Origin of the sequence: Streptomyces sp. CC0208 (assembly GCF_003443735.1) — a bacterium.
Lineage (GTDB): Bacteria > Actinomycetota > Actinomycetes > Streptomycetales > Streptomycetaceae > Streptomyces > Streptomyces sviceus.
The window spans coordinates 3,100,704-3,119,154 of the sequence record NZ_CP031969.1; the positions used below are offsets into that span (position 1 = coordinate 3,100,704).

Below are 18,451 nucleotides of genomic sequence, written 5' to 3' on the forward strand. Positions count from 1 at the left end.
GGCTCCGCCGCCTCGCGCGCGGGAGCGCGGCGTCGTCGATGCCCGCCCCTAGTATCTCCGTTCTTGGGCATGATCCGAACAGGAGGGGTGAACTGACCTGTGGAAATCTCCGCGGCGGGGCGTCTCGTCGTCCGTATCTCCGCAGCTGACGTGGGCAAACGGGTATCCGTACGGTGCCTGGACGAAACCGGCGGCACCGGGGAGAAGTTCACCGACACGGTGGGTGTTCTCACATCATGGGACGACGGTGTGCTGAGCGTCACGCGGCGGGACGGGCAAAGTGTCCGCATCACGGAATCCGCGCTGGTCGCGGGCAAGGTCGTCCCCGCCGAGCCGGCCCGCCGCCGGGGCCCGGCCGCCTCGTACGAGGAGCTGGCCCGGATCACCGCGCGCGGCTGGCGGCCCGTGGAGAGCGAGTGGCTCGGCGAGTGGGAGCTGCGCGCCGCCTCCGGGTTCACCCGCCGCGCCAACTCCGTCCTCCCCCTCGGTGACCCCGGCCTGCCCCTCGACGAGGCCCTGACCGCCGTACGACGGTGGTACGGCGACCGCGGCCTGCCGGCGTACATACAGACCGCGACCGGCGCCGCGGGCACGCAGGAGGTGCTGTGCGCGGAACTGGAGGAGCGCGGGTGGACGCGCGAGGTGACGGCGGAGCTGTGGACCGGGGCGCTGGCGCCGGTCGCCGACCGGTCGTGCGACCAGGACGTGGTCCTGTCCCGGGAGGCAGACGACTCCTGGCTGGCGCGCTATCAGCGCAAGGGGGTGAGCGAGGTGGCGCTGCGGGTGCTGGGGAGCGGCGCGTCGGTGTGGTTCGCGACCGTCCCCGGGGCGGGGGCGCCGGCCGCGATCGGGCGGTGTGTCGTCGACGGGCGGTGGGCCGGTTTCGCGGCGGTCGAGGTGGATCCCGCGCTACGGCGACGGGGGCTGGCCACGACCGTGATGGCGGCCCTGGCGCAGCGCGCCCTCGACGAGGGGGCGTCGGCCGCCTGGCTCCAGGTCGAGACGGACAACGCCGGTGCGCGGGCCCTGTACGAGCGGATGGGGTTCGCCGCGCACCACGCCTACCACCACTACCGCGAGCCGGACGTCTCCGGCGGGGCCCGGTAGTAGCGATCGCCGTGAAAGGGCACGAGCCTGCTATGCGTCCCCCGTTTCCACCATCGCCCGAACGTTCCGCCGAGCTCCGGAGGCGGTTCGCCGAAGAAGCGCGGTCCGAGCGGCCCGATCTGGCCGCGCTGTGTCTGCTCCTGGGAGCCGAGGCCGACGGGGCGCTCGACGAGGCCGGCATCGACGCGGCCCAGATCGAACTCGACACGCTGGCCGGACAGCTGCCGTTCCGGCCGGGCGGGCCTCGCTCGTGGGCGGTGTCGTTGCGGGAGCTGCTGGGCGACCGGTGCGGGTTTCACGGCTCCGCCGCGGACTATCAGCGGCTGGAGTCCTCGTTGCTGCACGAGGTGCTGGTGCGGCGGCGCGGGTTGCCGATCCTGTTGTCGGTGGTGTGGATGGAGGTGGCCCGGCGGGCGGGAGCTCCGGTGTACGGGGTGGCTCTGCCGGGGCACTTCGTCGTGGGGTTCGGGCCGCCGCAGGAGCAGGTGCTGGCCGATCCCTTCGACGGGGGGCGGGTCCTGGCGGGGGCCGACGCCGAGTTGTTGGTGGCGGGGGCCACGGGGGGCTCATTGGAGCCGTCGATGCTGGTGCCCGCGGAGACCCTGGACGTCGTGCAGCGCATCCTCAACAACGTGCGCGCGTGGGCCGCGACCCGTCCCGAGCGGTCCGATGTGGGGCTGTGGGCCGTGGAGTTGGCCCTGCTGTTGCCCTCGCATCCGGCGCGGCTTCGGTACGAGCGGGCGCAGTTGCTCGTGCAGCGGGGTGACTTCGTCGAGGGGGCCGGGGAGTTGGAGGCGTATGCGGGGGTGGTGGCGGCGGTGGACGAGGCGGCCGCGGGGCGTCTGCGACAGCAGGCACGGGCGGCGCGAGCACGGTTGAACTAGGCCCGTCGTAGCGTCTACCGGTCCGCTGTGGCTGGTCGCGCAGTTCCCCGCGCCCCTGGGTGGGTCACAGCCAGCCCTTCTCTCTCGCGATCCGGACTGCCTCCGCCCTGTTCCGTACCGCCAGCTTCTGGATCGCCGTCGACAGGTAGTTGCGGACCGTGCCCTGGGACAGGTGAAGGGTCTGCGCCAGCTCGGCGTTCGTGGAGCCGTCGGCCGCTGCTCTCAGGACCTCCCGCTCCCTGTCCGTCAGCGGGTTCGCGCCCTCCGCCAGTGCCGCCGCCGCAAGGGTGGGGTCGATGACCCGCTCCCCCGCGAGCACCTTGCGTACCGCTTCCGCCAGTTGGGCCGCGGGGGCGTCCTTGACCAGGAAGGCGTCGGCGCCCGACTCCATCGCGCTGCGGAGGTAGCCGGGGCGGCCGAAGGTCGTGAGGATGACCAGCTTGACCGCCGGGAGTTCCTTGTGGAGTTGAGCCGCCGCCTCTATGCCCGTCGCGCCCGGCATCTCGATGTCCATGAGGGCCACGTCGATGTCGTGGGCGCGGGCCGCCGCCAGGACCTCGTCGCCGCGGGCCACCTGTGCGACGACCTCGATGTCGTCCTCCAGGCCGAGCAGGGCGGCCAGGGCCTCGCGGACCATCGACTGGTCCTCGGCGAGCAGGACCTTGATCGTGCGGCTCGTCATGAGGCGGATCCTACGTCGGCCGCGGAACCGGCGGGCACGCGGGCGACCAGCCGGAAGCCGCGCCGGGTGCCGGTGGCCTCCAGGGTGCCGCCGGCCTTCTCCAGGCGTTCGGTGAGGCCGGTGAGGCCGTTGCCGGGAGCGTTGCCCGCGCCGCCGGAACCGTCGTCCTCGACGGTGAGTTCGAGCCGGGGCCCGTCGAGGGTCTGGCGGTGCAGCAGCTCCACCGTGCAGCCGCGGGCACCGCTGTGCCGTACGACGTTGGTGACCGCCTCGCGCAGCGCCCAGGCCAGGGCCGACTCGCTCTCCTCCGGCACGCCGGCGAGGTCGGGTTCGGGGGGCAGGGTGGCGGTGACGCCGGCTGCCGTCAACGCGACCTGGGCGCCCGCGAGTTCCGCGGCCAGACGGGGGCGGCGGAAACCCGAGACGGCCTCGCGGACGTCCACCAGGGCCTGCCGGCTGACCTGTTCGATGTCGGCGACCTGCTGGGCCGCCTTGTCGGGGTGGGCGGGGAGCATCCGGCCCGCCAGCTCGCTCTTCAGGGTGATGAGGGACAGGGAGTGGCCGAGCAGGTCGTGCAGGTCGCGGGCGAGGCGCAGCCGCTCCTCGTTGGCGGCGAGCTGGGCGACCCGGGCCCTGGCCTCCCGCAACTCGATGGTCGTACGGACGAGTTCGCGGACGCCGGTCATCGCGAAGCCGCCGAGCAGGGCCGGGATGAGGAGGGCGCCGATGTAGTCCGTGCCGTCGGCGACGAGCAGGGCGAGGATCGCCATCAGGGCGGACGCTGCGGGGATGGTCCAGCGGGCGAGCCGCAGCGGCAGGGCCGCGCCGGACGCGATCGAGACGTACACGAAGAGGACGAGCCACTCGCGGCCCAGGGTGAGGACGAGCAGGGTCGACTCGGCCGAGAGGACCGCGAGGGAGACGAGGACGAACTCCTGGGCGTTGCGGCGGCCGGTCCTGAACAGCAGCGCCAGGTACCAGGCGACGAAGCCCGCGAGGCCGAGCCAGCCGAGGACGACGGCCACCGCGCCGTGGCCGCCGTGCAGGAGGTCCGAGACGGGTGCGCTCAGATAGACCAGCCAGATGCCCGTCCACAGCATCTTGACCATCATCTGCTTGCGGGTCTCGGGGCGCTGCCCGATCCCGACGCCGGTGCCACTCACGCCTTCAACGTGTCCTTCCGGTACAGCCAGGCCGCGCCGCCCGCGAACAGGGCGAAGGAGACGGCCAGGACGGCGATGTCCTGTGCGTGCGGGGCGCGGCTCTGCTCGATGGCCTGCCCGAGGGCAGCGTACGCGTGCGTGGGCAGCCACTTGGCGATGTCCTGGAGCCACTGCGGGAAGGTCGTCGTGGGCATCCACAGGCCGCCCAGCATCGAAAGCCCGAAGTAGGTGATCATCGTGATCGGGCGGACCGCGTCACCGGTGGCGAGGTAGCCGATGGCGACGCCGAGGGCGGCGAAGACGAGGCTTCCGGCCCAGATCGCGCCGGTGAGGGCGAGCCACTGCCAGGCGTCCAGTCGTACGTCCTTCACGGTCGCGGCGACGACGAACACGACCACGATCGAGGGCAGGCTCACCACGGCCGCGCTCGCCGTCTTGGCGAGGACATAGCCGCGACCGGGGAGCGTGGTCAGCCTCAACTGCCGTACCCAGCCGCCCTCCCGCTCCTTCGCGATGCGCTCGCTGTTGCCCATCAGGACGGCGGTCAGGGCGCCGAAGGAGGCCATCGAGACCATCATGTACGTCGCGACCGTCAGACCGGTGCCGTCGACCTTGTCGGTGGTCCCGGAGCTGCCCGCGATGATCAGGAACAGCACCGACGGGTAGAGCACCGAGAAGAACAGGAACTTGCGGTTGCGCAGGGCGCGGACGAGTTCCAGCTTGATCAGGCTGTTCATGACTGCTTGGCCTCCTCGGCCTCGGTGATGGCGACGAAGGCCTGCTCCAGACCGAGCCCGGCGACTTCGAGGTTGCGGGGGTAGACGCCGAGGCCGTAGAGGGCGTGGACGGTCGCGTCGGCGTCGGTGGACTGGATGCGGACGGTCTGGCCGCTTATGTCGATCGAGGTGAGGAAGGGCAGTGCGCGCAGCGGCCCCTCGTCGATGGCGCCCTCCAGGTCGAAGGCGATCCTGCGGGCGCCGGCCTTCGCCTTGATCTCGGCGGCGGTGCCGTCGGCGAGGAGGCGGCCCCGGTGCAGGACGAGCACCCGGTCGGCGATGGCGTCGGCCTCTTCGAGGTAGTGGGTGGCGAACAGGACCGTACGGCCCTGGTCGGCCTGTTCGCGCATGGTGGCCCAGAAGGCCTGGCGGGTGGTGACGTCCATGCCGGTCGTCGGCTCGTCCAGGACGATCAGGTCGCTGTCGCCGGCGGTCGCGAGGGCGAAGCGGACCCGCTGGGCCTGGCCGCCGGAGAGCTTGTTGACCTTGCGGTCGGCGATCTGGGCGATGCCCGCGCGGGACAGCACCTCGGTGGGCCGGTACGGCTTCGGGTGCAGATCGCAGGCGAGGCGTACCAGCTCGGCGACGGTGACCTCGTCCATCAGACCGCCGCTCTGGAGCATCGCGCCCACGCGCCCGGCGACGATCGCCTCACGCGGGCTGGTGCCGAAGAGCCGGACGCTGCCGCTGTCGGGCTGCTTGAGGCCGAGCAGCAGATCGAGGGTGGTGGACTTGCCGGCGCCGTTGGGGCCGAGCAGCGCCACGGTCTCCCCCGGGCGCAGGGTCAGGTCCAGTCCGTCCACGGCGCGTACCTCGCCGTACGCCTTGCTCACCTGGTCGAAGGCGACCACCGGGGCTGTCGTTGTCATACGGCCATGGTGGCTCCGCGGGTGCGGTGGCGGGCAGTGTCGGCCGTCCGGAGTGCCGCATGACAGATGTCATGTCGGGCGGCACTCCGGTGCCTGACTGCCGATCGGTCAGCTCGGGTTGGTGTCGATGACCCCGACGCGCTCGGCCGCCGTCTTGCCGCGCAGCGCCTTGCGGAGGGCGGAGGCCACGTCCTCGGGCAGGACGTCGCGCTTGCCGCTCGCGCCGTTGATCTGCACGCCCGCGAAGGTGGTGCCGTACGCCTCCTTGAGCGCTTCGAGGTTGTACGTCTCCACGAGCTTGCCGTCGACCGCCTTGAAGCCGAGGATCTTCGGCAGGGACAGCGAGCCGAACTTGATGCTGTGCGTCGCGTCGGTCTTGATGATGACGATCTCGGACATCGCGGGTTCCGCGAACTCCTTCATCATCCGGTCGACCTCGGCGTTCGAGATCGTCGGCTGCTTGGTGGTCGTCGGCAGCGTCACCTTGCCCGCGGTGCCGGTCTCCACCTGGGTGCGGTACGCCTCCTCGACCGCGGTGGTCGACCTGGCGACGTCGATGCCCTTGCCCGCCTTGCCGTACACGGCGACGGCCTTGCCGTTGACGAACTTGATCGTGCCGTCGGTCGCCGAGCCCGCGCCGCCCGAGGCGTCCTCCAGGGCCGCCTGGAGCTTCTCCTCGTCGACCGGCATGACCGGGTCGACGACCCGGTGGTTGCCGAAGAGGGAGCCGATGACGGAGATCGGGTTGTAGTCGCTCTTCGCGGCCGCGGCGACCGTGGCCTGGTCGTCGAGCTGGAGCCCCGCCTGGTCCGGCTTGAGCGAGACGGTGTCGCCGCCGACCGACAGCTTCAGCGCCTCGTTCACCCGGTCGCCGAGGGAGTCGTCGAGCTTCTTGACCGCGTCGTCGCGGGTGCCGCCGCCGATGTCCACGCCGAGCACGGTGGTGCCCTTGGGCACGTCGGAGCGGTTCATCAGGAGACCGGCGCCGTAGGCACCGACGCCCAGCAGGACCACCGTGCCGCCGACCATCGCCAGCTTGCTGCGGCCCTTCTTTTTCTTCTTCTTCGCCGCGGCGGCCGGGGCCGCCTGCGACGCGGTGTCGGGCAGCTTCGGGGGCGTACGGCCGTCGGTGCCCGGTCCGAAGGGGGCGTTCTGGGCGCCCGACGGCACGACCGGCATGCCGCTGGTGACGGTGTGTCCGGAGACGTTGTCCGGGGCGCCGTAACCGGGAGCGCCCGGTCCCGGGGCCGGCTTCTGCGGGGTGAGGATCGCGGTGTCGTCGCTCAGACCGCCACCGGGGCCGAGACCGGCACCGGGAGCACCGCCGGGGGCGGGGGCGCCGGGGCCGCCCGGCCGACCGAGGGTGCCGGGGCCGCCCGGAGCGGACTGGCCGGGCTGACCGCCGGAGATGCCCGGGGCACCGGGGCCCGCGGGGCCGCCGGAGATGCCGGGGCCGCCCGGGCCACGGGATCCGCCGGGGCCGCCTGGACCGCGTGCGCCGCTGCCCGGGCCGCCGCCCTGGCCGTTGAAGCTGTCGGGACCGTTGAAGGGCTCGCCGCCGAAGGACTCGGCCCTGGCGAAGGGGTCCGGTCCTGCGGGCGGCACGACCGGGCCGTCGCCGGTGACCGGGCCGCCCGTCGGGCCCGCGGGACCCTGGGACCCGCCCGGGCCGCCGGCGCCCTGCGTTCCGCCGAAACCGCCGCCGTAGTCGATCCGGCCGCCCTGGCCGCCGTAGTCGATCTGGCCGTTCTGCCCGCCGGGGCCGGCCGGGACACCGGGGCCGCCCGGCGCACCGAAGCCGCTCTGGCCGTTCGGACCACCGGCGGGGCCGCCGTAGCCGCCCTGGCCGTTCTCCTCGCCCGGGACGCCCGAGCCGTTGCCGTTCTCCGCGAAGTACGGCAGCTCGTCGCGGCGGGGTTCGGTGCCTCGCTGGCCGGCGTTCAGCGCCTCGGTGACGTCGAAGGAGCCGGTGCCGCCGCCGTGGCCCGGGGCCACCGGACCGCCCGTGGCACCCGGGAGCCCGGCGCCGTTCGTGGCGCCGGAACGGGAACCGCCCGGCACGCTCATGGAACCGACCACCCCACCGGGGCGCCCGGCACCGGGGCGCGCACCGCCGGACGCGGCCGCACCGGCACCGGCACCGCCGTGGCGGGGGCCGGACGCACCGGGGCTGCCGGCACCGGCCGCACCCGCGCCCGAACCGCCCGGCAGACCGACTCCGTTGCCGGCACCCGCGCCCGGACCGCCCTTGGCGGGGCCGGACTTGCGGGGCGCGAACCAGTCGCTCTGCCTCTCCTCGGCGGTCGGCGGGGCGGGTTCGGCGGGCAGTTCGACCGTGCCGGTGGTCGAGGAGGGACTCGGCGTCGGCGCCTCGGCCTCCGGACCGCTGTCACCGGAACTCTCCGCTTCCGCGACGGGCTGACGCACGACGACCGGCGGAATGGGCCGCGAACCGGGGATGTTGATCCGGATCCGGGTCGTCAGCGTGGTCTCGGTCTTGCGTTCCTCCGGCTGCGTGGCCGAACGGCCCGCGTCCGGACCGCCGTCGGAAGCCATGGGCGTCCCGTACGGCGGCGTGCCCGAGGGGTAGGCGGCTCCGCCGCGCCCGTTGGGCCCGGAGGACGGACTGTCAGTTTCACGACTCAAGGCAGGTTCTCCCGGTTGGCTCCGCCGCCCGTTTCGACCTCACTGCTTCGGGCGCCGGCGGCGCGCACCACCATACTGGCCACTTCTGGCCTGTATCCCACGACCGCCGGGGAAACCCACACGGGACTCGCACGCGCGCGATGTGGAGAAGTGGTACGTCACTTGCCAAGTCGGGCGGCGTCGCCGCCCGGTTGCCGCCCTTGCCCAAGGGTGGCGCAGATCACAGCCACAGCCATGCCGCCGAGCAGGAAGAGATAGGAGCCACTTCCTGCGGCGAAGACGAAGTCGCCTTCCGGACGGCTGGTGGTGAGAAAGATGACGGCGAGCATCCAGCCGCCGGCGGGCGCGACGGCTCCGGCCCGGCCGGCGGCGGCGCGGGCCCCGCCGAGCAGCAGTCCGGCCTCGCCGAGCAGCGCGAGCAGCAGTCCGCCCGGGAACCAGCCCCCCTGCACCAGCGCTCCGGCGAGCCCCACGACCGCCCCGAGCACGAAAAGGCCGAGGTAGGCGGCGACCCGTCCGGCGGAGGGGCGCTGCAGGGGCTGGGCCAGCATCGACGTACGGTCGCTCATGACGCGCCCTCGATCCCGGAGAACAGGTCGGTCTCCCTGGTGTCCCCGGGTTCCCCTCTCACCAGTTCGTAGTACTCGGTGGTGAAGAGAGGTTGCGCGAGTTCGTTGGAGAGCGCGAAGTACGCCCCGGACACGTCGATCTGGGTCGCGTGGGCGGCCATCGCGGCGCTCTTGGCGGTGGCGTACGCGGTGCCGTCGATCTCGGTGGTGATCCGCTCGTCGTCCACCACGCCCGGCACGTCGTCCAGGACGGCGGACTTGGTGAAGGGGAGGCCGGGCAGGTCGGCGTGGAGCTGGGCGAAGGCCCGCTCACCGATCGCACGCGGGACGCGGTTCCAGTAGACCTTCGGGATCCGCCATCCGGCGTCGGCGGCGAGCTCGACGGCGCGCATGGCGACGCGGTGGGCCTGGATGTGGTCGGGGTGGCCGTAGCCGCCGTGGTCGTCGTAGGTGACGAGGACCTGGGGGCACACCTCCAGGATCACCTCGACGAGATGGCGGGCCGCGTCGTCGACATCGGCCCGCCAGAAGCAGGCGGGGTCGTCGTTCTCCGGGAGGCCCATCATTCCGGAGTCCTGGTAGCGCCCGGCGCCGCCGAGCAGGCGGAAGTCCGCGACGCCGAGTTCACGCATGGCCGCGGTGAGCTCGCCGCGCCTGTGCTCGCCGAGAGCGGCGCCGGTCAGGTGCCGCAGTCCGGGCGGGATGACCTCGCCGAGTTCGCCGAGGGTGCAGGTGACCAGGGTCACCCGGGCTCCCTCGGCCGCGTACCTGGCCATGGTCGCGCCGTTGTTGATCGACTCGTCGTCCGGGTGCGCGTGCACCAGGAGAAGACGCCGAGCGGGCTGTTCCGTCATGGCCCCAGCCTACGAGGAGCCACCGACAGTCCCGCTCAGCCGGGTCGTCGGGGACGGGTCAGAACTTGATACTGCCGATCATGCCCGCGATGTTGGTCGTCAGCTCGCTGATCGTCGGTGCGATCGAAGAGGCGGCGAGATAGAAGCCGAGCAGGATGCACACGACGGCGTGCCCGCCCTTCAGTCCCGACTTCTTCACCAACAAGAAGACGATGATCGCCAGCAGCACTACCGCCGAAATTGAGAGTGCCACGGCGGCTCACCTCCAAAGATCCCAAGAGCGCGGGGGGTCGGACCAGGGGGGCAGATAAATCCATACAGCAGCCAGCGGATTCATACCCACTATGCGGTAGTGATCATAACTATCCGGGCCTGCGCATCCGTCGGCGCACGGCCGCACAAGGGGGCGCATGGCCAATATGGTCGGGTCATGACGACCGAGCCTGACTCCTTTCCCCGTCGGCACGCCCGTACCCAGCGCTTCACCGTCGGCGCGCCGCGCGCGTTCACCGTGGCGCCCGACGGATCGCGTGTCGTGTTCCTGCGCTCGAACTCGGGCACCAACCGGGCCAATTCGCTGTGGGTGCTCGACGCGGCGGACGGCGGGGAGCGCGTGGCGGCCGACCCGCGCGCCCTCCTGGGCAACACCGAGGAACGCCTGTCGGCCGCGGAGCGGGCGCGCCGCGAGCGCAGCCGCGAGGGCGGTGCCGGCATCGTCGGCTATGCCACCGACACAGCCGTCGAGTTGGCCTCTTTCGCCTTGTCAGGGCGGCTTTTCACGGCGGAGCTGCGGGCCGGGACGGCACGTGAACTGCCCGCCTCCGGACCGGTGATCGACCCTCGCCCGGCCCCTGACGGACGGCACATCGCGTACGTCGCCCGGGGCTCCCTGCGGGTCGTGGGCGCCGAGGGCGAGGACGACCGGGCGCTGGCAACTCCGGAGTCGGATCAGGTCACCTACGGCCTCGCGGAGTTCATCGCGGCCGAGGAGATGGGCCGGTCACGGGGCTTCTGGTGGTCGCCGCAGTCCGATCGGCTGCTGGTCGCGCGCGTGGACGACACGCCGGTGCGGCGCTGGTGGATCTCCGATCCGGCCCACCCGATGCGTGAGCCACACCACGTCCCGTACCCGGCCGCGGGCACCCCCAACGCGGACGTCCGGCTGTTCGTGATCGCTCTGGACGGGGTGCGCACGGAGGTCTCCTGGGACCGGAAGCGCTATCCGTATCTGGCCCATGTGCACTGGTCAGCCGCGGGTGCCCCGCTGCTGCTCGTACAGGCGCGCGACCAGCGCAGTCAGCTGTATCTGGCGGTGGACCCGGAGTCCGGAGCAACCCGGATGGTGCACGCGGACGAAGATCCAACTTGGCTGGATCTTTTCCCTGGGGTGCCCTGCTGGAGCCCTTCGGGGCAGCTCGTTCGCATCGCCGACGAAGGCGGCGCGCGGGTGCTCGCGGTCGGTGAACGGCCGCTGACCGGACCGCAGTTGCACATCCGCGCGGTGCTGGACGTCACCCGGGACGACGTACTGGTCTCGGCGTCGGCAGGCACCGAGGCCGAGTCCCCGGAGCTGGGCGAGGTGCACGTCTACCGGGTGAACGAGCTCGGAGTGGAGCGCTTGTCGCAGGAGCCCGGCGTGCACTCGGCGGTGCGCGCCGGGGGCGTGACCGTACTGGTGTCGGCGACCCTCGACCGGCCGGGCGCCCGCGCGCGGGTACTGCGCGACGGCAAGGAGACGGCGACTGTCACGTCATACGCGGAAGATCCCGGTTTGACCCCGCGCGTGACACTCACCGAGGGGGGCGCACGCAGGATCCCGTGCGCCGTGCTTATGCCGCAGGACTACGCCGGTGACAGCCCCCTTCCGGTTTTGCTGGACCCGTACGGGGGTCCGCACGGACAGCGGGTGGTCGCCGCGCACAACCCGCACCTCACCTCGCAGTGGTTCGCCGACCAGGGCTTCGCGGTGGTCGTGGCCGACGGCCGGGGCACCCCGGGCCGCTCCCCCGCCTGGGAGAAGGCCGTCCGGGACGACCTCGCGGCGGTGACGCTCCAGGACCAGGTCGACGCGCTCCAGGCGCTCGCCGAGGACTTCCCGCTGGACCTCTCCCGGGTCGCGATCCGCGGCTGGTCCTTCGGCGGCTATCTGGCGGCCCTCGCGGTGCTGCGCCGCCCGGACGTCTTCCACGCGGCGGTGGTGGGCGCCCCGGTCACCGATCTGCGGCTGTACGACACCCACTACCAGGAGCGCTACCTCGGCCACCCGGACGAGCAGCCGGCGGTCTATCGCCGCAACTCGCTGGTCGACGACGAGGGTCTGGTCGACGCGGCCGAGCCGCACCGCCCGATGATGATCATCCACGGCCTCGCGGACGACAACGTGGTGGTCGCCCACTCCCTGCGCCTGTCCTCGGCCCTGCTGGCCGCCGGCCGCCCGCACGAGGTGCTGCCGCTGTCCGGCGTGACCCACATGACCCCGCAGGAGACGGTCGCGGAGAACCTGCTGCGGCTTCAGCTGGACTTCCTGAAGCGGTCGTTGCGGGTGGCGTAGGGCGATGGCGCGGTAACAGCAGCGGGCCGGGACGACATGGCGCGTCCCGGCCCGCTTACGGCACCCGCACGGCCGTACGTCTTAGAGACTGACGCGTCCGTATATCGGAACCGGGTCAGTCAAGTTGCCTCCGTGTTACTCCGGCTCCTCGGCCGGGACGACCTGTTTCTCCTCCGCGAAGTGGCACGCCGAGTCGTGTGCCGCCGGGCCGCCCGCGAACCGGAACTCCGCGGGCACCGCCAGCGCCGGGACCTCCAGCGCGCAGCGCTCCTGCGCCTTCCAGCAGCGGGTGCGGAAGCGGCACCCGGACGGAATGTTCGTCGGGGACGGGACGTCACCCGTGAGGATGATCCGCTCGCGGTGTTCGCGGGCCTCCGGGTCGGGCACCGGCACGGCGGACAGCAGCGCCTGGGTGTAGGGATGCGTCGGATGGTCGTAGATCTCCTCGTCCCGGCCGATCTCCACGATCCGCCCGAGGTACATCACCCCGACCCGGTCCGAGATGTGCCGGACGATCGACAGGTCGTGCGCGATGAAGAGGTACGACAGCTCGAACTCGCTCTGGAGCCGGTCCAGGAGGTTGATCACCTGGGCCTGGACGGAGACGTCGAGGGCGGAGACCGGTTCGTCGGCGACGATGACCTCCGGGCGCAGGGCGAGCCCCCTCGCGATGCCGATGCGCTGGCGCTGACCGCCGGAGAACTGGTGCGGATAGCGGTTGATGTACTCGGGGTTGAGGCCCACGACGTCCAGCAGGTCCTGGACCTTCTTGCGCCGGTCGCCCTTGGGGGCCACCTCGGGGTGGATGTCGTACGGCTCCCCGATGATGTCGCCGACCGTCATCCGGGGGTTGAGGGAGGTGTACGGGTCCTGGAAGACCATCTGGATGTTGCGGCGGACCGACTTGAGCGCCTTGCCGGAGAGCTTGGTGATGTCCTCGCCCTTGTACTTGATCGCGCCTTGCGTCGGCCGCTCCAGGTTGACCAGCATCTTGGCGACGGTCGACTTGCCGCAGCCGGACTCCCCGACGATGCCGAGGGTCTCTCCCTTGTGGAGCGTGAAGTCCACGCTGTCCACGGCCTTGACGGCACCGACCTGTTTCTTGAACAGGATGCCCCGGGTCAACGGGTAGTGCTTGACCAGTCCATCCACTTCCAGGATCGGCTCAACCATTGAGGCACTCCGTCCAGAAGTGACAGGCACTGGCCCGTCCGTCGTCGACTTCGTACAGAGGTGGTACGTCCGTACGGCACACGTCCCGGGCCATCGGGCAGCGGGGGTTGAACGCGCAACCCGGCGGGATGTGCATCAGGTTGGGCGGCAGACCCTTGATCGCGTACAGCTCCTGACCCTTCTGGTCGAGACGGGGGATGGAGTCGAGAAGTCCGCGGGTGTAGGGGTGGGCGGGCGCCTTGTAGATGTCGTGCACGGGGGCCTGCTCGACGATCCGTCCGGCGTACATGACGGCGATCCGGTCGGCCACGTCCGCGACGACGCCGAGGTCGTGAGTGATGAGGATGAGGCCCATGTGGTACTCGCGCTGGAGCTCGGCGAGCAGTTCCATCACCTGGGCCTGGACGGTGACGTCGAGCGCGGTGGTCGGTTCGTCGGCGATGATCAGCGCGGGTTCCAGGGCGAGCGCCATCGCGATCATGATGCGCTGGCGCATACCGCCGGAGAACTGGTGCGGGTAGGCCTTCACGCGCTCCTTGGCGGCCGGGATGCGCACCCGGTCCATCAGCTCGACGGCCTTGGTCCGCGCGTCCTTCTTCGACATGCCCCGGTGCACGACGAACATCTCGCCGAGCTGGTCGCCGACGGAGAGCACGGGGTTGAGGGAGGACAGCGCGTCCTGGAAGATCATCGCCATCTCGGCACCGCGGACCCTGCGCCGCTCCTCCTCCTTCAGCTTCAGCAGGTCCCGCCCCTGGAAGACGATCTCGCCCCCGGTGATCCTGCCGGGCGGCATGTCGAGGATCCCCATGATCGCCTGCGCGGTCACCGACTTCCCCGACCCGGACTCCCCGAGCACCGCGAGGGTCTCCCCCGCGTCCACCTGGTAGTCGACCCCGTTGACCGCCTTGGCCACCCCGTCCCTGGTCCTGAACTCCACCTGCAGATCACGCACTTCGAGCAGCACGGAGACTCACCTCAGCTTCCGGTCGGGGCGTCGCGGGTCGGCTGGAACGGGGGCGCGAGGGACGTGGTGCGATGTTCGACGACCAAGCCCCCGCTCTCCTGGCACACGCGAACCCCCCGCGCTGACGGACCGCCAACGCAGCGCCCCCACCCCCACAGGACACCGAACCCGCCGCACCACGGCCCCTGGGCTGCAGCCCCGCTCCCGCCCCGGTCCCCTCCCCGGGACGGCACCCCAGCGCCCCGGCGCCACAGCCCGCCGAACACACCACACCACGACGCCCCGGCCCCCAGCCCCGCCCGCCTCCAACACACCCTCGCCCGCCAGGGCTCTCATGTCCGCTCACCTCAGTTTCGGGTCGAGGGCGTCGCGGACCGCGTCGCCGAGCATGATGAAGGCGAGGACCGTGAGGGCGAGGGCTCCGGCGGGCCAGAGGAGCATGTGGGGGGCGTTGCGGATGTAGGCGGAGGCCGCGGAGATGTCGATGCCCCAGCTGACCGTGGGGGGCTTGAGGCCCACGCCGAGGTAGGACAGGGTCGCCTCCAGGGAGATGTACGTGCCGAGGGCGATGGTCGCGACCACGATCACCGGGGCCACGGCGTTGGGGGCGATGTGGCGGAGCAGCAGGCGGGAGTTGGAGGCGCCCAGGGCCCTCGCCGCCTGGACGTAGTCGTTCTGTTTGGCGGTGATGACCGAGCCGCGCGCGATGCGGGAGATCTGCGGCCAGCCGAGCAGCACCATGAACCCGATCACCGGCCACACCGTGCTGCTCGTGACGACCGACAGGAGCACCAGGCCGCCGAGGACCACGGGGATCGCGAAGAAGATGTCGGTGGTGCGGGACAGGATCGAGTCCGAGAAGCCTCCGAAGAACCCCGCGAGGCCGCCTAGGACCGACCCGAGGAGCGCGACGCCCAGCGTGGCGCAGACGCCGACCGTCACCGACGTACGGGCGCCGTACACCGTGCGCGTGTAGACGTCGCAGCCCTGGCCGTCGTAGCCGAAGGGAGCGCCGGGCTGGGAGCCCTCCTGGGCCTTGGAGAGGTCGCACTTGAGCGGGTTGCCCGACGCGATCAGCGACGGCCACAGGGAGATGACGACCAGGAAGACGATCACCAGGGCGGAGATGATGAAGACAGGGTTGCGGCGCAGGTCGCGCCAGGCGTCGGACCACAGGGAGCGGGGCTTGTCCTGAGGGCCCGTACCGTCGGGGCCCTTCTCCAGGGTGGTGGCCTCGCTCACCGCGAGATCCATCGCACCGCCCGCTCCGGTCCCGGCGATGGCGCCCTCTGGTTCCTGGTATTCAGGCATAGCGGATCCTGGGGTCGAGGACGGCGTACAGGAGGTCGACGAGCAGGTTGGCCACCAGGAACACCAGGACGAGGACGGTGACGAAGCCGACCACGGTCTGGGTGTTCTGGCGCAGGATGCCCTGGTAGAGCTGGTAGCCGACGCCGTGGATGTTGAAGATGCGCTCGGTGACGATCGCCCCGCCCATCAGGGCACCGATGTCGGTGCCGATGAAGGTGACGACGGGGATGAGCGAGTTGCGGAGCAGGTGCCGCACGATGACCCGCTGTCTCGGCAGGCCCTTCGCCACCGCCGTACGGACGTAGTCGGACCGCCTGTTCTCCGCGATGGACGTGCGGGTCAGCCGGGTCACGTACGCCAGGGACACGGACGCGAGGACCAGGCCCGGCACGATCAGCTCGCCGAAGGTGGCGTCCGTGGACACCGAGGGTTTGATCCAGCCCCACTCGACGCCGAGGAGCAGCTGGAGCAGCAGGCCGGTGACGAAGGTGGGGACGGAGATCACGACGAGGGTGAGCAGGAGGACCGAGGTGTCGACGGGCCGGCCGCGCTTGAGTCCGGTGATCACGCCCAGCGTGATGCCGACGACGATCTCGATGACGATGGCGACGATCGTGAGCCTGATGGTCACGGGGAACGCCGTCGCCATCAGCTCGGTGACCTTCTGGCCGTTGAAGGCGGTGCCGAAGTCGCCGGTGAAGACGTTGCCCATGTAGGTCAGGTATTGCTGCCAGACGGGCTTGTCGAGGCCGAACTCCTTCTTGAGCTGGGCGGCCGTCGCCGCGTCGCACTGCTTGTCGCCGCACAGGCCCGCGATGGGATCGCCCATCACGTTCACCATGAGGAAGATCAGCAGGGTCGACCCGATGAACACCGGGATCATCTGGAGCAGACGCCGGACGACGTACCGTCCCATGGCGGGGTCAGCCGACCTTGATCTCGTTGTAGACGGGGACGCTGAACGGGTTGAGCTTGACGTTCGAGAGCCGCTCCGAGTAGCCCGCGCTGCCGTTCTGGTACCAGAGCGGGATGGCGGCCATGTTGTCCCGTACGACCTTCTCTGCCGCCTGGAACTTCTCGATGGCCTTGGTGGTGTCGGTCTCGGCGTTGGCCTCGTTCACGAGCTTGTCGAAGTCCTTGTTGGACCACTTGCCGTCGTTGGAGGAGGCGTTGGTGTAGTAGAGCGGCTGGAGGAAGTTCTGGATGAGCGGGTAGTCCATCTGCCAGCCCGCCCGGAAGGGGCCGCTCATCTTCTTCGCGGTGATCTGGCTGCGGAAGTCGGCGAAGGTGCCGACGGGGTTGCCGACGCAGGCCTTGTCGTTGTCGAGCGCGTTGTTGATGGAGTTGCAGACCGCGTCGATCCACTGCTTGTGGGAGCCGGTGTCCGCGTTGTACGTGATCTTGATCTGGCCGCCGGGAAGCCCGCCGCCCTCCTTGATGAGCTTCTTGGCCGCGGCGGGGTCGTAGTCGCAGGCGTCCCCGCACAGCCCGTCCTGGAAGCCGCCCTCCTTGCCGAGGACCGGGGAGGTCCAGTCGGTGGCGGGGGTACGGGTCTTCTGGAAGATGGTCTCGGTGATCTGGGCACGGTTGATCGCGCGGGACAGGCCGGTGCGGACCTTCTCCGAGCCGGCCTTGTTCCAGTTCTTGTCGTAGAACGGGAAGGCGAGGGTCTGGATGATGCCGGCCGGGGTGTTGATGTAGCGGCCGCCGAGGTCGCTCTTGACGTTCTTGAGCTGGGCGGCCGGGACGTCGTCGACGAGGTCGAGGTTGCCGGCCATGAGGTCGGTGTAGGCGGTGTTGTTGTCGGTGTAGACCTTGAGGGTCACCCCGCCGTTCTGTGCCTTGTCCGGGCCGTTGTAGCCGTCCCACTTCTTCAGGGCCATCTGCGAGCCCTTGGTGTACGAGTCGATGGTGTACGGCCCGTTGCCGACCGGCTTCTTCAGCCAGCCCGCGTGGTCCTTGAAGAAGGCCTGCGGGAGCGGCGCGTAGGCCGGGTAGCCGAGGGTGTCGGGGAAGGTCGAGAACTTCTGGTTGAGCTTGACGGTGAAGGTCCTCGGGCCGGTGACCTTCAGTCCGGAGAGGGTGTCGGCGGTCTGCTTGCTGCCGTCGTCGGGGTGGGTCTTGTCGTAGCCGTCGATGTAGCCGAAGAAGTAGGCGTTCTTCTGGTTGTTCTTGAGGGAGGCCCCATAGTTCCAGGCGTCCACGAACGACTGGGCCGTGACCTTCTCGCCGTTGCTGAAGGTCCAGCCGTCCTTGACGGTGATCGTGAAGTTCTGCGAGTCGCTCGTGTCGATCTTCTCGGCGAGCATGTCCTCGGCCTTGCCCGTCTCCGGGTTGTACTTCTTCAGGCTCCGGAAGATCATGTCGAGGACCTTGCCGCCCTGCACCTCGTTGGTGTTGGCCGGCTCCAGCGGGTTCTGCGGGTCGCCCCAGGAGGAGCTCAGCACCGCGCTGCCGTCACCGCTGCCGCCACTGTCGCTGCCGCTGTCCCCACCGCCGCAGGCCGTCGCCGCGAGGGCTACCGCCGCCGCGCAAGCGGCCCGTCTGGCGTGCGTGGCTCCACGCATGGAGTGCCTCCTCGTGAGTGCGCTGTGCCACCAGCGCCAGGGTACTGATCCAATACGAGGAAATATCTACCAATAAGACTCAAAACGCTAATCATTCCGTCCATTAGGTGTCACGCCTCGACGGATCCGAGAAGCGGGTCATCTGACAGGCCTCCGAATGGCCGTCATGGCTCCACCAGGGACCTTTCACTGATATGGACCAATGATTGTTCTGCGCCGGTCGGTTCACTGTTTCCGCAGGCCAGAACGGTCTCAGGCGCCGTTGACGAGCCCAGACCGCCACTGGTAGACACACTCATCAATCACCGCTCAGAACAAGCCCTCCCCGTGCA

At 70.6% G+C, this 18,451-nt stretch carries 16 protein-coding genes; 3 read left to right on the top strand and 13 right to left on the bottom strand.

Annotation, left to right across the window (positions count from 1 at the left end):
- The first annotated feature begins 99 nt into the window (after window positions 1–99).
- Window positions 100–1,107, top strand: coding sequence for a GNAT family N-acetyltransferase (locus D1369_RS13950; RefSeq protein ID WP_118082471.1), 1,008 nt, complete (start codon window positions 100–102; stop codon window positions 1,105–1,107).
- A 32-nt stretch (window positions 1,108–1,139) separates the two neighbouring features.
- Window positions 1,140–1,991, top strand: a complete 852-nt coding sequence (locus tag D1369_RS13955; RefSeq protein WP_037901353.1) for a transglutaminase-like domain-containing protein — start codon at window positions 1,140–1,142, stop codon at window positions 1,989–1,991.
- Between the two features lie 64 nt (window positions 1,992–2,055).
- Here the strand turns inward: D1369_RS13955 and D1369_RS13960 are convergent, their stop codons facing one another.
- The 8 genes from D1369_RS13960 to D1369_RS13995 all read right to left on the bottom strand — a co-directional run bounded on the left by D1369_RS13960 (window position 2,056) and on the right by D1369_RS13995 (window position 9,803).
- The gene (locus tag D1369_RS13960; protein ID WP_007384501.1) at window positions 2,056–2,673 is read right to left on the bottom strand and encodes a response regulator transcription factor; all 618 of its coding nucleotides are present in this window, start codon (window positions 2,671–2,673) and stop codon (window positions 2,056–2,058) included.
- Entirely contained in the window at window positions 2,670–3,836 is a 1,167-nt protein-coding gene (locus tag D1369_RS13965) for a histidine kinase (RefSeq protein WP_007384500.1), read from the bottom strand. The genes D1369_RS13960 and D1369_RS13965 overlap by 4 nt, the downstream gene beginning before the upstream one ends.
- The gene (locus D1369_RS13970) at window positions 3,833–4,573 is read right to left on the bottom strand and encodes an ABC transporter permease (RefSeq protein ID WP_007384499.1); all 741 of its coding nucleotides are present in this window, start codon (window positions 4,571–4,573) and stop codon (window positions 3,833–3,835) included. The genes D1369_RS13965 and D1369_RS13970 overlap by 4 nt, the downstream gene beginning before the upstream one ends.
- The gene (locus tag D1369_RS13975) at window positions 4,570–5,481 is read right to left on the bottom strand and encodes an ABC transporter ATP-binding protein (RefSeq protein ID WP_007384498.1); all 912 of its coding nucleotides are present in this window, start codon (window positions 5,479–5,481) and stop codon (window positions 4,570–4,572) included. Before D1369_RS13975 ends, D1369_RS13970 begins: the two co-directional genes overlap by 4 nt.
- A 108-nt stretch (window positions 5,482–5,589) precedes the next feature.
- Window positions 5,590–8,037: a hypothetical protein gene (locus D1369_RS13980; protein WP_240436070.1), complete on the bottom strand. Its 2,448-nt coding sequence runs from the start codon at window positions 8,035–8,037 to the stop codon at window positions 5,590–5,592.
- A gap of 248 nt (window positions 8,038–8,285) precedes the next feature.
- A complete protein-coding gene (locus tag D1369_RS13985; protein ID WP_007384495.1) occupies window positions 8,286–8,696 on the bottom strand; it encodes a DUF6113 family protein in 411 nt (136 codons plus the stop codon).
- A complete protein-coding gene (gene mshB, locus D1369_RS13990; RefSeq protein ID WP_007384494.1) occupies window positions 8,693–9,550 on the bottom strand; it encodes an N-acetyl-1-D-myo-inositol-2-amino-2-deoxy-alpha-D-glucopyranoside deacetylase in 858 nt (285 codons plus the stop codon). Before mshB ends, D1369_RS13985 begins: the two co-directional genes overlap by 4 nt.
- A 58-nt stretch (window positions 9,551–9,608) precedes the next feature.
- A complete protein-coding gene (locus D1369_RS13995; RefSeq protein ID WP_007384493.1) occupies window positions 9,609–9,803 on the bottom strand; it encodes a hypothetical protein in 195 nt (64 codons plus the stop codon).
- A gap of 177 nt (window positions 9,804–9,980) precedes the next feature.
- On the opposite strand from D1369_RS13995, the gene D1369_RS14000 reads away from it, so the two are divergent.
- Window positions 9,981–12,101, top strand: coding sequence for a prolyl oligopeptidase family serine peptidase (locus D1369_RS14000; RefSeq protein ID WP_007384492.1), 2,121 nt, complete (start codon window positions 9,981–9,983; stop codon window positions 12,099–12,101).
- A 135-nt stretch (window positions 12,102–12,236) separates the two neighbouring features.
- Here D1369_RS14000 and D1369_RS14005 read toward each other — a convergent pair whose 3' ends face one another.
- From D1369_RS14005 to D1369_RS14025, 5 genes are all read right to left on the bottom strand, one after another.
- The gene (locus tag D1369_RS14005; protein WP_037901352.1) at window positions 12,237–13,274 is read right to left on the bottom strand and encodes a dipeptide ABC transporter ATP-binding protein; all 1,038 of its coding nucleotides are present in this window, start codon (window positions 13,272–13,274) and stop codon (window positions 12,237–12,239) included.
- A complete protein-coding gene (locus tag D1369_RS14010; protein ID WP_007384490.1) occupies window positions 13,267–14,241 on the bottom strand; it encodes an ABC transporter ATP-binding protein in 975 nt (324 codons plus the stop codon). The genes D1369_RS14005 and D1369_RS14010 overlap by 8 nt, the downstream gene beginning before the upstream one ends.
- Before the next feature lie 342 nt (window positions 14,242–14,583).
- Window positions 14,584–15,552, bottom strand: a complete 969-nt coding sequence (locus tag D1369_RS14015) for an ABC transporter permease (RefSeq protein ID WP_007384489.1) — start codon at window positions 15,550–15,552, stop codon at window positions 14,584–14,586.
- Window positions 15,545–16,468, bottom strand: coding sequence for an ABC transporter permease (locus D1369_RS14020; RefSeq protein ID WP_007384488.1), 924 nt, complete (start codon window positions 16,466–16,468; stop codon window positions 15,545–15,547). Before D1369_RS14020 ends, D1369_RS14015 begins: the two co-directional genes overlap by 8 nt.
- A 7-nt stretch (window positions 16,469–16,475) precedes the next feature.
- Complete coding sequence (locus D1369_RS14025) at window positions 16,476–18,119, bottom strand: ABC transporter substrate-binding protein (RefSeq protein WP_007384487.1); 1,644 nt, start codon at window positions 18,117–18,119, stop codon at window positions 16,476–16,478.
- Window positions 18,120–18,451: the final 332 nt, after the last annotated feature.

Bases quoted from the DNA above. Each gene is read 5' to 3' on its own strand.
- D1369_RS13955 (WP_037901353.1), top strand. From the start codon at position 1,140: ATGCGTCCCCCGTTTCCACCATCGCCCGAACGTTCCGCCGAGCTCCGG.
- D1369_RS13960 (WP_007384501.1), bottom strand. From the start codon at position 2,673: ATGACGAGCCGCACGATCAAGGTCCTGCTCGCCGAGGACCAGTCGATG.
- D1369_RS13970 (WP_007384499.1), bottom strand. From the start codon at position 4,573: ATGAACAGCCTGATCAAGCTGGAACTCGTCCGCGCCCTGCGCAACCGC.
- D1369_RS13975 (WP_007384498.1), bottom strand. From the start codon at position 5,481: ATGACAACGACAGCCCCGGTGGTCGCCTTCGACCAGGTGAGCAAGGCG.
- D1369_RS13980 (WP_240436070.1), bottom strand. From the start codon at position 8,037: ATGGCTTCCGACGGCGGTCCGGACGCGGGCCGTTCGGCCACGCAGCCG.
- D1369_RS13985 (WP_007384495.1), bottom strand. From the start codon at position 8,696: ATGAGCGACCGTACGTCGATGCTGGCCCAGCCCCTGCAGCGCCCCTCC.
- mshB (WP_007384494.1), bottom strand. From the start codon at position 9,550: ATGACGGAACAGCCCGCTCGGCGTCTTCTCCTGGTGCACGCGCACCCG.
- D1369_RS14000 (WP_007384492.1), top strand. From the start codon at position 9,981: ATGACGACCGAGCCTGACTCCTTTCCCCGTCGGCACGCCCGTACCCAG.
- D1369_RS14005 (WP_037901352.1), bottom strand. From the start codon at position 13,274: ATGGTTGAGCCGATCCTGGAAGTGGATGGACTGGTCAAGCACTACCCG.
- D1369_RS14015 (WP_007384489.1), bottom strand. From the start codon at position 15,552: ATGCCTGAATACCAGGAACCAGAGGGCGCCATCGCCGGGACCGGAGCG.
- D1369_RS14020 (WP_007384488.1), bottom strand. From the start codon at position 16,468: ATGGGACGGTACGTCGTCCGGCGTCTGCTCCAGATGATCCCGGTGTTC.
- D1369_RS14025 (WP_007384487.1), bottom strand. From the start codon at position 18,119: ATGCGTGGAGCCACGCACGCCAGACGGGCCGCTTGCGCGGCGGCGGTA.